The organism is Enterococcus sp. AMC1252, assembly GCF_058216515.1.
The window spans coordinates 3045237-3058871 of sequence record NZ_CM177097.1; the positions used below are offsets into that span (position 1 = coordinate 3045237).

Annotated in this window: 16 protein-coding genes; 1 reads left to right on the plus strand and 15 read right to left on the minus strand. The window is 34.7% G+C overall.

From position 1 onward, the window contains the following. Nucleotides 1–175 precede the first annotated feature (175 nt). The 14 genes from sapS to AC4BB5_RS14470 all read right to left on the minus strand — a co-directional run bounded on the left by sapS (nucleotide 176) and on the right by AC4BB5_RS14470 (nucleotide 11667). A complete protein-coding gene (gene sapS / locus AC4BB5_RS14405) occupies nucleotides 176–1201 on the minus strand; it encodes a two-component system sensor histidine kinase SapS (RefSeq protein WP_490456797.1) in 1026 nt (341 codons plus the stop codon). Between the two features lie 13 nt (nucleotides 1202–1214). Then, the gene (sapR, locus tag AC4BB5_RS14410; protein WP_490456798.1) at nucleotides 1215–1889 is read right to left on the minus strand and encodes a two-component system response regulator SapR; all 675 of its coding nucleotides are present in this window, start codon (nucleotides 1887–1889) and stop codon (nucleotides 1215–1217) included. Nucleotides 1890–2108: 219 nt separating this feature from the next. Continuing rightward, entirely contained in the window at nucleotides 2109–2318 is a 210-nt protein-coding gene (locus AC4BB5_RS14415) for a hypothetical protein (RefSeq protein WP_490456799.1), read from the minus strand. A gap of 1074 nt (nucleotides 2319–3392) precedes the next feature. Next, a complete protein-coding gene (locus AC4BB5_RS14420) occupies nucleotides 3393–3881 on the minus strand; it encodes a MepB family protein (RefSeq protein WP_490456800.1) in 489 nt (162 codons plus the stop codon). A 184-nt stretch (nucleotides 3882–4065) separates the two neighbouring features. Further along, complete coding sequence (locus AC4BB5_RS14425; protein WP_490456801.1) at nucleotides 4066–4485, minus strand: PTS sugar transporter subunit IIA; 420 nt, start codon at nucleotides 4483–4485, stop codon at nucleotides 4066–4068. 14 nt (nucleotides 4486–4499) lie between these two features. After that, nucleotides 4500–5408, minus strand: coding sequence for an N-acetylmuramic acid 6-phosphate etherase (murQ, locus tag AC4BB5_RS14430; RefSeq protein ID WP_490456802.1), 909 nt, complete (start codon nucleotides 5406–5408; stop codon nucleotides 4500–4502). Nucleotides 5409–5417: 9 nt separating this feature from the next. After that, nucleotides 5418–6269 carry a MurR/RpiR family transcriptional regulator gene (locus AC4BB5_RS14435; protein WP_490456803.1) on the minus strand — a complete coding sequence of 284 codons (852 nt, stop codon included), beginning with the start codon at nucleotides 6267–6269 and terminating at the stop codon, nucleotides 5418–5420. Between the two features lie 19 nt (nucleotides 6270–6288). Then, nucleotides 6289–6765, minus strand: a complete 477-nt coding sequence (locus tag AC4BB5_RS14440; protein WP_490456804.1) for a PTS sugar transporter subunit IIB — start codon at nucleotides 6763–6765, stop codon at nucleotides 6289–6291. Between the two features lie 32 nt (nucleotides 6766–6797). Beyond that, nucleotides 6798–7616 (minus strand): PTS system mannose/fructose/sorbose family transporter subunit IID, encoded by an 819-nt coding sequence (locus tag AC4BB5_RS14445; RefSeq protein WP_490456805.1) that lies wholly within the window; start codon nucleotides 7614–7616, stop codon nucleotides 6798–6800. Beyond that, entirely contained in the window at nucleotides 7609–8412 is an 804-nt protein-coding gene (locus AC4BB5_RS14450) for a PTS mannose/fructose/sorbose/N-acetylgalactosamine transporter subunit IIC (protein ID WP_490456806.1), read from the minus strand. Before AC4BB5_RS14450 ends, AC4BB5_RS14445 begins: the two co-directional genes overlap by 8 nt. 242 nt (nucleotides 8413–8654) lie before the next feature. Further along, nucleotides 8655–9539 (minus strand): IS3 family transposase, encoded by an 885-nt coding sequence (locus tag AC4BB5_RS14455; RefSeq protein WP_490459046.1) that lies wholly within the window; start codon nucleotides 9537–9539, stop codon nucleotides 8655–8657. Then, nucleotides 9536–10066, minus strand: coding sequence for a transposase (locus tag AC4BB5_RS14460; RefSeq protein ID WP_490456441.1), 531 nt, complete (start codon nucleotides 10064–10066; stop codon nucleotides 9536–9538). The genes AC4BB5_RS14455 and AC4BB5_RS14460 overlap by 4 nt, the downstream gene beginning before the upstream one ends. Nucleotides 10067–10270: 204 nt before the next feature. Then, nucleotides 10271–10627: a DUF7006 family protein gene (locus tag AC4BB5_RS14465; RefSeq protein ID WP_490456807.1), complete on the minus strand. Its 357-nt coding sequence runs from the start codon at nucleotides 10625–10627 to the stop codon at nucleotides 10271–10273. A gap of 215 nt (nucleotides 10628–10842) precedes the next feature. After that, a complete protein-coding gene (locus AC4BB5_RS14470) occupies nucleotides 10843–11667 on the minus strand; it encodes a LysR substrate-binding domain-containing protein (RefSeq protein ID WP_490456808.1) in 825 nt (274 codons plus the stop codon). A 161-nt stretch (nucleotides 11668–11828) separates the two neighbouring features. Here AC4BB5_RS14470 and AC4BB5_RS14475 point away from each other — a divergent pair, with 161 nt between their 5' ends. Next, on the plus strand, nucleotides 11829–12821 hold the full coding sequence (locus AC4BB5_RS14475; protein WP_490459077.1) for a YeiH family protein: 993 nt from the start codon (nucleotides 11829–11831) through the stop codon (nucleotides 12819–12821). Nucleotides 12822–12878: 57 nt separating this feature from the next. Here AC4BB5_RS14475 and psiE read toward each other — a convergent pair whose 3' ends face one another. Next, nucleotides 12879–13331, minus strand: coding sequence for a phosphate-starvation-inducible protein PsiE (gene psiE / locus AC4BB5_RS14480; RefSeq protein WP_490456809.1), 453 nt, complete (start codon nucleotides 13329–13331; stop codon nucleotides 12879–12881). Nucleotides 13332–13635: the final 304 nt, after the last annotated feature.

Sequence of the window (13635 nt, forward strand, 5' to 3'; positions counted from 1 at the left end):
CTTTCTAATTAAAGTATCTTTCAATCAATGTTCAACCGGTAACTTGATTATCAAAAAATCCTCTTCAAAATAGGTTCCTCTTAATATACTTTGAGGATAATAATATTTAGTGGTTTTCTTATGACATTAATAAAAAAATAGTGTTGAGAAATAGGCGGTCTATTCCTCAACACTATTATCTTCGCTCATTAAAGTAACTCAAAAACGGAAACATCAGCTTCATCGTTGTGCCTTCTCCTTCAACGGATTCCATCGTCAGTTGATGCCCCAACTTATCGGCAAGACTTTTCGCCAAATATAAGCCTAACCCTGTTGAATGTTGCTCACTCGTTCGACCATTTTCACCTGTAAATCCTTTGTCAAAAATTCGACGTTGATCTTCTCTAGGAATTCCAATCCCAGTATCTGTTAAAGATAACCAAGCTCCTTCTTTAGTACGGGACAGTGTAACAGTAATTTCACCGCCAGCAGGTGTATATTTAATTGCGTTACTGACCAATTGCTTAAAAATAAATGCTACCCATTTGGCATCTGTCAACACCATTTGGTCGTTTCCTTCAATCGAAAAATGTAAGTTTTTTTGAATAAAATAATTTCCCTGAGTACGAATCACGGATTGAACGATTTCTTTCAATGAATATTCTTGAATCAAGTAATCTCTGGAAAAGCTATCTAGTCTAGCATAGTAGAGAACCTGTTCTACATACTCATCGATTTTGCTTAATTCATTTTCAACTAAATAATATTTTTTTTCTGGAATATCATCTTCGATCGATTGCAAAATCAAATTCACTGCCGCCAAAGGAACCTTGATTTCATGGACCCAAGAATCAATATAATCTTTTTGATCCTGCTGATTATTGATCGCTTGCTGCATGATTTGCTGATGCTCTACTAACAAACCATTGATATAGTTTTGAACTAATGTTTCTTCTCCCTTAGACGCTTCTCCTAAATAATGCTCCAAAGAAGGAGGGTGTTCTGAGATATCTAAGGAGTGCCACCATCGTTTTTTCATTGAATAATCAATTGTTAAAAAAAGAAGTAAAAATAACCCTTGTAATAATATCAAATAACCAATTACCGATAGATTCACAACCATATCTGGAGAAAGCCATAAAATAAAGCACGTCACTCCGATAAAAAACAACCAACCAATCAATAGAAGCCAATGATCTTTTAAATACTTCCGAATTGTCATTTTTTCTCCTATTCTATGGCACAATGTACCCTTGTCCCACCTTTGTCTCGATATATCCTTCAAGACCAGCCTGTTCGATTTTTTTTCTCAAACGATTGATGTTAACGGTCAAGGTATTATCATCTACAAATCGCTCATCTTCCCACAAGGCACGTAACAGTTTCTCCCTCGTCAAGATTTTCCCGTGTTTTTTGATCAAAATATACAATAAACGATATTCATTTTTACTTAGATCGATCACTTCCCCATTAATCTCCATGCTACCATTATCAACATTTAATGTGATGCCGTTATGTGACATAATCTCACTACCGACTTCAGAATAGTTATATGATCGTCTTAAAAGTGCATTGATTTTTGCGATCAATACATCAATTTGAAATGGCTTTGTGACAAAATCATCCGCCCCCATATTCATCGCCATGATCATATCCATATTGGTATTGCGACTGGAAATAAAAATGATTGGGATTTTAGAAATTTCACGGATTTTCTGACACCAATAGTAACCGTCAAACACTGGAAGATTGATATCCAATAAAACCAGTTGAGGCTCTTCACGTTGAAAATCTTCTAAAACATTATTAAAATCTGTCGTTCCAAATGTGTCAAATTGCCACTTCTGCAATTCTTCACTGATCAGTTCACGAATCGTTGTCTCATCTTCTATAATCATGATTTTTGCCATCATTTACCCTCCAGTTGTTTCTTTCTATTGTACCTTATCAGAAAATCTTCGTCATTCATATAGGACTTTTAGCCGAATTTTCAACAGAAAAAAGAATGGCGTACCGACTCTACTCCATCCTCTTTCAACTTTAATAAGCTTTTCTATTCAAAATTAAACACACTCGACCAATCAAAGTCACTAGATGTTTCAAGATTTTCCAGCATTTCTTTGCAATGTTCATTCCAGCACAGCAACACCACTATCAGATATCGCTTTTCCTATAAACAAAAAGACCCCATCTAAAAGTAAAATCGTCATATTCACACCAAAAAAGATTGACAGTTTTTCAATCCCTTGGATTTTTTCTTTTGTCCGAAGAATCAGATATAAAATAAAATTACTACCATATGTGAAAATCGTCAATACAATCACTAGTTCTATCAACATTTTTTTGCTCCTTATAATTCCATTCACTTTTTTGTATCCACTTACATTTTACGCTAATACGGTCTTTTTTGAAAGAACATAATTCATGATATAAGAATAGCTTCTATGCTAAACTAAAGAAAATATATAATAGCTAAGGAAATTGAGATGAACGGAACTGTCATCTGATTTAAAATTAGATATCCCTCAAATATCCGCGAAAAAATGAAGAACAAGATCTTGAATACCCTGTGGATCAAAATAAAAGTTCCGATTATTAAACAAAACTATGAGAATAATCAAGTAGGCAATATTTACGATATCCCCTATCTCATTCTACTATTGTTTTACCTTTTTAACCTAAAACGACTATAGACAGTTTTTTTTCTTTAGTGAAAGAGATAATTTACATCAAAAAAAGGAAATAATCTAGTTACTCGTGTAATTTTTTTCCAACCCTTTATTGACCCTAAAAGGGTTTTCCTATAAAATGGATGTTAGATAGAAACGAATAGGATAAAAAAAAGCACTTCATAATTTAGCTACCAACTAAATCATGAAGCCCTGAAAAGTCAGTGAATACCTGACCAATCAAGTTGCTTAAGCCAATATTTATACATTGACATCTTCCATTTTACTCAATTTTGACAGAAATTTCTAGAGGTTTATACTAGTTTTTTCTGTCATGGAGATGTTTATGCTTATTTATTGAACTTACAATGGCGTTGGATGTGTATCCAACGTCATTTTTTTATGTATTCGTTTCTATCTTGAAAGAACGTTTGCTTACTTTTTAGATCATACCATATAACAGTCAACCAACCATTGGCTAGATTAAAAGCTGATCCCAACCAGTCTTTTACCCATTCTCCTAGATGATTTAACTAGTAAGCAACGATTCTTTAAACTAATAGTCATATACTACTCCCAAGTATTATTTAAGAAAACACAATGATAAAAAATCAACGTAACCTTTTTCGATACTTCCTTTTATACGAATATCATTGTTTGCATTTTCTTGATCAATGACTATTACGACTAGAAATGAGCTTTGTTGCTTATTTCTAGTCTATTTTATTTAAACATTAAATCAGCTTAATCTATGTAAAGCGTTTCTAGTTTTTCAACATCAAGTCCATCAGTCAAATCAATAAAAAACGGACTTTGCCACTTTTGAGTTGCGGTAGCTGTTTTATTTAAGTCACTAACCCAATCAGGATAAACACGCATCGCCATCTTCCCTTTTACTTCTCCATGACTTAAAATACCTTGTTTTATTAGCGTTTCTTTCGAAAATACAAACTGCCCCTGTCTTTCTCGATCAAGCACTGTAATCACTAATTTATCTGGAGCATTTATAGCGTTATATGGTTGATTTTGGTTTTGACTATCTTTCTCCCAAAAAACAACAAAATATCCTGCTTTTTTCGGTGTTATTTTTGCCTTTCTACTTCTGAAAGTTTGTTTTCCTATTGAAAAAGTTGCCCCTTCATATTCTTTATTTTGTTCTTCATTTTGGTAATCTGCTAGTGGAAAAATATTGATTTCACCTAATATCCTTGTTAAATACTCTATTGATTTCATCGTACCCTTCCTTTCCAGAAGACTTCATTTTATTGTATCCTGTCGGTCTGATGAAGATAAAATATTATAACATTAAACAGTTTCTTCCGTTGATAAAGAGATATTAAGCCAAAAGTATTTATTTTGATTTTAAGGGACCGAAACTTAACTCTGAGAGTTAGGTTTCAGTCCCCCTTGATTATGTTTACTCTTCATACTCCTCTTCATCATCTAATTCTGGAAGTTCTATTTTTTCTACGGCATTTTTACCTATACCGCGCAAATAATCCGTTAGCTCATCGATCTGTTCAATTTGAGAAACAGCCGCTTCGATCACCATAGCTAGATTCAAACCAGATAACACACGTAGATTTGGGTGCTCACTCATTTGCATCATTCCTACATTACATGGCGTTCCTCCCTTTAAATCAGCCAGTATCAGTACTGGGCGATTTCCTTGTGAATCAAGTATTTGCATCAATTTTTCTCTTGTACCAGACATTCCCTCAGATTCGGTCATTGAAACAACCTCTGCTTCTATTAACTCTCCAACGATCATTTTCGCTGAATTTAACGTTTCTGCAGCCATTTTTCCATGACTCATCAAAATCAATTTTGGTTTCATTTTTGTTCCTCCACTTACTTATCCTTTTTTAAATCATTGAGGACATCTGAGATACGTCGATTGTTTCGATCCAATAGCTCTTTGGCTTCAGCCAATCCAACTTGTCCTTTGATCATGACAATTGCTTCTGCGACATGATTTTGGGCTTTTTCTAGATATTCTTTTGCAGTTGCTAAACCAACTCCTGTTGCGTCATGGATGATATGAATTGAGCGTTGTATCAGTTTTTCATTCGTTGGCTGAACATTGACCATTAAATTTTGATACACATTTCCGACTTTGACCATAACACCCGTTGAAAACATATTTAAAACCATTTTTTGTGCTGTTCCTGCTTTCATGCGTGTTGATCCAGTGATTACTTCTGGTCCAACCACTGGTGCGATACCAAAAGCTGCAACTCTATTCATTTCACTCGCTTCATTACAGGTGATGGCAATTGTCAGTGCACCAACCTTTTCAGCATATTCGATAGCTCCCAGTGCGTATGGTGTTCTACCGCTAGCTGCAACAGAGATAAGCACATCGGCAGCCGTTAATTGATGCGTTTTTAAATCCGATTCTGCCAGTTCTTTTGAATCTTCAGCGCCTTCTACTGCGTGAAACATCGCCTCTTTTCCCCCAGCAATAAGACCAAAAGCTTTATCTGGTGAAACACTGTATGTTGGCGTCAGCTCTATTGCATCTAATGTTCCTAAACGTCCCGATGTTCCTGCACCACAATAAATCAAACGCCCGCCTTTTTTATAATACTCGGCAGCTCGGTCAATCGCCTCAGCTAATTCAGGTAGAACTTTCTCTACTGCCAATGCAACTTTTTGATCTTCTTGATTGATGATAGTTATCATATCGATCGTTGATAACTGATCGATATTCATGCTTTCTGTATTCCGAGTTTCAGTAGTCAATTCATCTAACTTCATCGTTCATCCCTACTTTTCTTTCAGTTTCTCTACTAATTTTCTTGTATCTTTCATATTCTTTTCAATCGTCGTCTCTAAATCATCTTGAATAGAGCCTAAATACAACACATCCCCCACTGCCATAGTAGAAGCAATCGAAGCAATTGCGCCAACTCTTAGTAAATGTTCATTGGCGGGTACCAGCAAGACCTCATCGCTTAACTCAATGATTCGATCGCTTTCATTTCTAGTGATAAAGATGATTTTGGTTCTATTTTGCCGAGCAATTTCACAAGCAATCAAGACTTCCTTAGACAATCCGCTATAGGAAATTGCAATCAAAACATCATCAGGCTTGGAATAATTTAAAAATTCAAATTGCATATGAACATCATAATTAAATACTGCTTTTTTTCCAGCTCGATTAAATTTATGATATAAATCATATGCTGTTAAAGAGGAAGAACCGATCCCAATCAGATAAATAGTCTCTGCTTGCTTGACTCCCTCAATTGATTGTTTTAAAGCTTGTTTATCGACCAGATCAAATAAATCTTCGATTGTTGTATTAAGTAACGACTCGACTTTAGCGCATAAGGTATCAATAGAATCTTCCCTCGATACGATGGGATCAATCATTTTTGATCCATGCTCTGCTCCTTGTTTAGCTGCAATTGCTAGTTTTAACTCTTCCCAGCTGTCAAACGTCAATAATTTAGAAAAACGAGTCACGGAAGCTGGAGAAGTCTCACTATTGGATGCAATTTCATTAGCTGTTAATGAAAGAACCAGTGTGGGATCTTTCAAAATATAATCAGCGATTTTTCGATTGACCTTAGAAAAGTCTTTGTATTTTTGTCGGATAATTTTAATTGCATCCATCTAGTTCAGCTCCTACTTCTTATTTAATAAAATTTAAAATCGTTTCGTCCGATTCAGACGGAATCATCTGTGCTGTGATTTTTATTCCTTGTTCATCTAAACGTTTGATTGTTTGGATATCCGTCTCAGTTACTGCCACAGATTTTTTGATTGGTTTGCTGCCTTCTTTTTGAGAAATATTCCCAACGTTAAAGGCTTTTAACGGTACACCGCCATCGATCAAGTCGGCCATATCTTGTATGTCTTTCGTAATGAGAAACACATTTTCATCATCATAATTGCCAGCTAAGATTTTTTCAATTGCTTTTCGTTTAGATAAAATAGACAACTTCACACCTGCTGGTTTTGCCATCTTCAAAGCACCAATTTGCATTTGATCCTTGACGGCTAAATCGTTTACTACCATAATTCTTTGAGCACCTAAGGTATTTGTCCAAACAGTCGCAACTTGACCATGGATCAAGCGTTCATCTACACGTGCATTTTTTATTGACATTATTCATCATCCTTTTTTTCAAAATTTGCTATCTAAAAGAGATTTCCAATCCAAGATGTGATTCCTTGTAAATTACCTAAAATCATCCCAAGTAAAATTAAAACGAAAATCAAACGAGTTGAATTCATTTTCTTCTTACCTAGTAACCAGTAAGACATCATTACGATTGAAAGTGGGATCAAAGCTGGCAAAATTTTATCCAACATTTCTTGAATGGATAAGGTCACTTCCCCCATTTTATAGGTCAATTCTAGTTTATAAGTTATAACAGATGGAATCAATCCCCCAACAACTGTTAATCCAAGAATTGCTGCAGCTTGTGTTAATAATTTCATCTTGTCAGCAAATTCAGTCGCAATTTTTTTTCCTTGATGATAACCGATCCATGTAAACTTATAACGCACCCATAGAACCGCTACCCCTGCAATGAGTGGAATCATTAAACCAAAAGCTTGTCCACCTTGTGCCATATATGCAGCAATTGAGAAGACAATTGCACGATAGATTGCTATAAATAGTGTATCTCCCACACCAGCAAAAGGACCCATCAAACCTGTTTTTAATCCAGTGATTGCTTGATCGTCTTCAATCCCTATCTCTTCTTCTAAAGCCATATCGGCACCAATAATCAAATGCGACATAGCAGGTGTTGTGTTAAAAAAGCCCATTTGCGTTTTAAGTGCCTTCTTCATTTTTTCAGGATCATCGCTGTACAAGCGTTTCAATGCTGGCATAATCACATATGAATAACCCAGTCCTTGCATTTTTTCGTAATTCCATCCCCATTGCAGACTAAATAGATTTCTCCAATAGACTTTCTTAATATCTTTTTTCGTTAATTTGTTAGTCATCGATTTCTACCTCCTCATCATCTTCATAGACTACCGAACCAGCAGATGTTGCAGTTCCTTTATTATTTTGATTCATAACATAGATAGCAGCCAATGCTAAACCAACTAATGCCACACCTAAAACAGAGAAGAATGCTGCACCATAAGCTAACAATACAAATCCAATGATAAAGTATGGCCAATATGTTTTAATAGGAAGGTAACGCATCAAAATGGCAATTCCCATCGCAGGTAAAATTGCCCCAGCTGCTTTTAGCCCATTCATGACCCAGACTGGAATCCATTCATTAATAACGGTAACAACTTGTTCACCGAAAGTTAATCCGATAAAAACTGGAATCACTCGTGAAAGCGTCCATGGGAAAATCCCCAACACATTACAACGCTCAACACCTTTGTAATTCCCTTCTTCTGCGTATTTATCTGCTTTATGTTGGAAGAACGTATTCGTCATTCTGCCAAGAATGTCCAATTGCGTTAATAGTAATCCAATTGGTACTGCGACACCGATTCCATATTCAGCTCCTTGTCCAGAAATAATTGCATAAGCTGTTCCCATCACTGCACCAGAAAGAAAATCTGGAACTGTTGCCCCACCATAAGTTGCCACGCCCAGCGTCATCAATTGTAGGGTTGCCCCAATCATCAAACCTGTTTGAACATCTCCTAAAATCAGACCTGTGAATGTTGCTGCAAATAATGGCGTATATGGACCAATTTGTATAGAAATTTGATCTAATACACCTACTGCCGTGTAGATACATAAAATAAGAATAATACCGATAGAAATCTCCATTTTTAACTCCTCCTCGTAGATGATAATCCTGTTCCATTTCATTTTTTTGCTATTCCCTAACCTATTCACAAAAAAGAATGCGCTTTCTTTCTTTAAGGGAATAATACCATTAAAGAAATTTGATTTCAAGTTCAATACCAGTTAAACTCAAAAAGAAATTCAATTTCATTGAAAATAGATACAAAAAGCGTGGGACAAAACTGATTTTCGTTTTGATGTGCGCCCTAAAAGTTGTACGTAGATTAACCTGTCATTCGACTGGTATGAATTCGGTATTGAACCGGACTCATACCAGTCAATTTTGCTTTTATCCGATGATGATTGTAATAATCAATATAATTTGTAACTGCTCGTTTTAATTCCTCAAAGCTAGAAAAACTACGACCATAATACATTTCTTGTTTCATTAGACCAAAGAAATTTTCCATTAATGCATTGTCCAAACAATTTCCTTTTCTTGACATACTCTGGTATAGCCTTGCTTGCTTCAATTGTCTGACATACTGTTGATTTTGGTAATGCCACCCTTGATCGGAATGGATGGTTGTTCGAAAGTGGGTCTTTTTACTTTCTTTAATGGCTATTTTTAAAGGAATCAATACACAATCCAACGTTGGTTTTTGCTGAAATTGATAGGCAATGATTTCTCCATTAAAACCATCAAGAAAAGGACTGAGATACGCTTTTCTTTTTAGTTTAATTCCTTCGGAATTTCGTTCAGTATAGTGGAATTCTGAAATATCTGTAAAGATTTTTTGTTTTGGAATCCTGCTGGAAAAGCGGCGATTCATCTTGTTTTTAGCCAAGGTTCCCACTAAACCTTTGTAAGATCGATAACTTCTTGAACGACGAGTAAAGCTTATACATACTAAGTTATATTTCTTCATAATCCGTTGGATTTTCTTATGATTGATTTGATAGCCCATATTCAGTAAAGCCAGCTTGATTCGACGATAGCCATAATTGTGATCATTCTCTTCAAAAATTGTTTGGATCAGTTTCTCCAAGGGAGTCATTTTTTCTTCGCTTATTATCTGTTTTTTCCAGTAATTGAAGGTAGAACGCGGTAGCTTAATCGCTTGTAACACATGATCTTGACGGTACTTTCCAATAAGTTCTATGGCTATTCTGGTTTGAACTCGTCTTTTCGCTTCGCCATAATAGTCTGTTGGAAAGTCCGTAGCTTTTTTAAATACTCAACCTCGATTCGTAAACGTTCATTCTCACGTTCTAATTCTTTTTCACGAGATCGTTTGCTTGTTTTTTGCAGTTTTTTTGTTGGTTTGTTCATCTTTTTTTTTGGTCTCCCTTTTTGAGTAGACAGAGCAGTTTGACCACCAGCGATGTAGTTTTTTTGCCAACGAGAAATCATCGACCCACTAGGCAGCTTGAATTGTCTTGCTGCTTCACCGAAAGAAGCACCTGTCGTTTCTATAAAGTGTAATACATCTCGCTTAAATTCACTAGTATATTTTGTTGGTGAACGGTGTATTTTGAGCCCTTCTTTCCCAAATAATTGATAGGAGTGTTTCCAATTGTAAATTAAGGCATTTGATGGGAGTCCGTATTTTTTAGCCAACGCTCGTCCGCCCAGAGGGCCTTCTAAGTACTCTTTCACTAGCTTTAATTTGAATTCTACCTCATAATAACTCATAAAAAATAACCTCCAAAAATTGTATTTTCACGTACAACTTTTGGGGGTCACATCATTTTGTCCCACGCTTTTTATTTAAATGAGTAGAGAGAAATGAACGTCTCTATTTCAACTTTATCCCCCAACTATGTTGTATCATTAAGAAACATCAAGAATAATTTTATGTCTATCCACTGACTTCTTATGTAATTGACATTATATAGATCAATGAATCCTTTGAGAAATCGACCATGTTTCGTATTCAGGCATATCAAAAATATATTTTTCCCTATGTGTTTTTTTATACTCTTTTTCAATCAATCGGATCGTATCTCTTGCCGTATCATTTTCTAAAGCGTATCCATTAAAAATATAAAAAATAACCAACGTACATTTTTCATCTATAGCCATCAATTTGGGTAAGTTTACAGCCAAAGTCATCGGATTTATCTTTCCAACTAGTTGATTCGCTTCTTCTTCTAAACATTGGTAATAATCGAGAAATTCTTGATCGATTTTGATTGTTTGATCTACTGATGCGACATATTCTTTTAGCGGGATATTCCATATAAATGTTTCCACAATTTTCACTCCCATCTTACGTTTATTTGATTAATGTTTCCTAGCAAACTCCTAAAGCAAAAAAATAGGATAGACGTTGTTAGTTTTTTTCTCTAATAAATATCTCCTACTAAGATAGCACAAGGTAGCCATTTTTTTCCATTAAAACGTCTATTTTACCAACATAAATAAAAGATATTATTCTTTTTCTCCTTTTTTTCACTAAATTCAATGCATTATAATTTATTTTGTTCATAGTAATGACTAATATACAACTCTATTTCCTGTAATTGAACAGAGTCAATATGTTGCCTTTTTATAAAATAAAAATTCCTCTGATACTCTTCCCCTAAAGAATGCCATTTTATTTTTTCAGTCAACGCTTTCTTTGACAAGATCGATTGGCCTATTCCTTGTTCCAAACATCTGACGATCATTTCATTATTTTTAATTATCATTTTCTGTGGAGACAGATTATGCTCTAAAAAATAGCGATCTGTGTAATGAAAAACACCAGAATTTTCTTCTCTAACTAGCCATAAATCTTGAGAAAAATCACCTGCATGCACTAGTTCATCGGATATAATTTGTTGCCGTATAATCAAATTTGTTACTAACGGCTTTTCAATAAATCCAAAGTGCGCTTGGTGTTTTTCAATCTTATCCAATACTTGCTCTGAATTATCCATATCTAAAATAAACGAAACTGTAGGAAATTGTTGGTTTAATTGTTTCATTAGTTCTGGTAGATAATAAACAGCAAATGTATTTGAGGCAACAATTCTGCATGTTTCTCTAGGAATCGTTTGGATCCTTAAAGCATGTAAAGTATCCTCCCAATCATCCGATAAATTAAGTAGATGATGGTATAAGATATCCGCTTGCTTAGTCGTGTTGATTTCTTGACGCCCATTTCTAACAAACAACTGAATATTTAACTCTTCTTCTAGTTGCTTGATTTGATTAGAAACTGCTGGTTGGGAAATAAATAAGTTTTCTGCAGTCTTTGAAAAATTCTTTGTTTCATAAACAGAGCGAAATGTTTTCAGTAATTTAAACATAGAGACCCTTTCCATTCGTTTTAGTTATAGATATTATTTTAACTATTTATTTCTCAAATGCAAATTATTTCGTTATACTAGATTTATAAGTTAAACAAGGAAAGAAGATGAATGATTTAGTGGAAAACAATGATACAAAATATTCTTACTTAACAAAGGCAATGCTCATTTTCCCTGGACTAATGACTGCTTTTATCGTGGCTATTATCAGTAAGGTTGTAGCTATCTGGCTACCAACCTTAGGTGCTGCGACTATTGCTATTTTACTGGGGATCTTACTAGGAAATACTTTTTTAAAAAATCCTGTTTTAGAAAAAGGAACCAAAATAGCTGAAGGTAAGCTCCTAGAGTTCTCAGTTGTATTATTAGGAGCAACGGTTACCTTTCAGACTATCGCTCAAATTGGCTTCAAAGGCGGAATTTTCATTCTTTTACAAATGGCTTTGACGATCATTGCATCTTATGTGCTCGGTAAAAAGATGCAGTTTTCAGATAATATGTCCTTATTGATGGCTGGCGGAAATGCTGTCTGTGGCTCTTCTGCAGTTGCTTCGATTGCACCCGCTATTCATGCTAAAGAAGAAGAAAAAGGCCAGATCATTACACTGGTTAATTTATTGGGAACTATATTGATGCTACTATTGCCCATCATCGGTTCACTTATATATGGCAGTGATATTTTAACTAAGAGTGCCTTGATTGGCGGTATCTTACAATCTGTAGGACAAGTTGTTGCGAGTGCTAGCATGGTTAATGGTCAAGTCGTAGAACTTGCTATGCTGTTTAAAATTATGCGAATCATGTTACTTGTAGTGGTTGTTTATCTTTTTGGCAAATTCAAACATCAACGATCTGAAATATCAACAACTTCAGAAACACCTTCTAAAAAAAGAAAAAGTGCTTTGCCGTGGTACGTTGTGGGATTTGTTTTATTTTGTATTATCAATAGTCTGATTCACCTGCCAACAGGACTCAGTGAAACAGCCCATTTTTTTAGTGGCTGGTTTGAAATCATTGCCTTAGCAGCAATCGGATTACGTTTGGATTTCCAAAAATTCTTCAAAGAAGGAAAACGTTTTTTAATTTATGGTTTATCCGTTGGGTTAATTCAAGTGGTTTTGGCAATCGCTTTAATTTCATTACTAAGTATTTAGTTTGAATAAATAGAATATAAAAGGCAACTCATCTGTCGATGAGTTGCCTTTTATATTCTATTTGCTCGATTCATGCTTGTCATCTGAGTGATTTTTAAACCCAACATAGGATTTATTTCCACTCAAATTAAGTACGAACAACACAATTACTAGCGATAATATCGATACTGATAATAATAAAGTCTGAACAGCATCGCCATGTAAGACCATTAACTGTCTTAATATAGCCGTAATACAAATCAAGATCAAATATCTAATTGGAATATGATGTCCTTCTTGAATATAGCGAATCACCATCATGATAAACTCAAATAACATGAAAAATGCCACAACCTCTTGCATCACAATCGATAAATTCTTAGGTGTCATTGGTTTTGTAATAAATGTACTGATATCGAACAACTGACGAATCATAAAAATCAAAATAAGTAGGGCAAGGGCGCCTAAAACAACATCCAAAACCAAATTGACATATTTTTTCATTATTCCAAATCTCTGTTCTTCTTTCATTTTCGTCCTCCTTTTATTTCTAGCGCTAACCATAAGCTAGATAAAAAAATTTAGTTTCATCAATCTTCTTAAAGACGATCACTACTCTTTTCTTATAAGAATAATATAACATTTTTTTTATATGATGTAAAAATCTAAATCTGAAAGAAAACCATACATGCCAATCATTTAGATAGCAGATGGACGTTTGCTCAAACCCTTTTAAAATTTTTGACTATTCAATGGCAAGTTAAAGTATCTCAGTCTTTTTATCTAAATAAAACAACTTTAATATATTGATTTTGGTATGATCATACTATAGAAT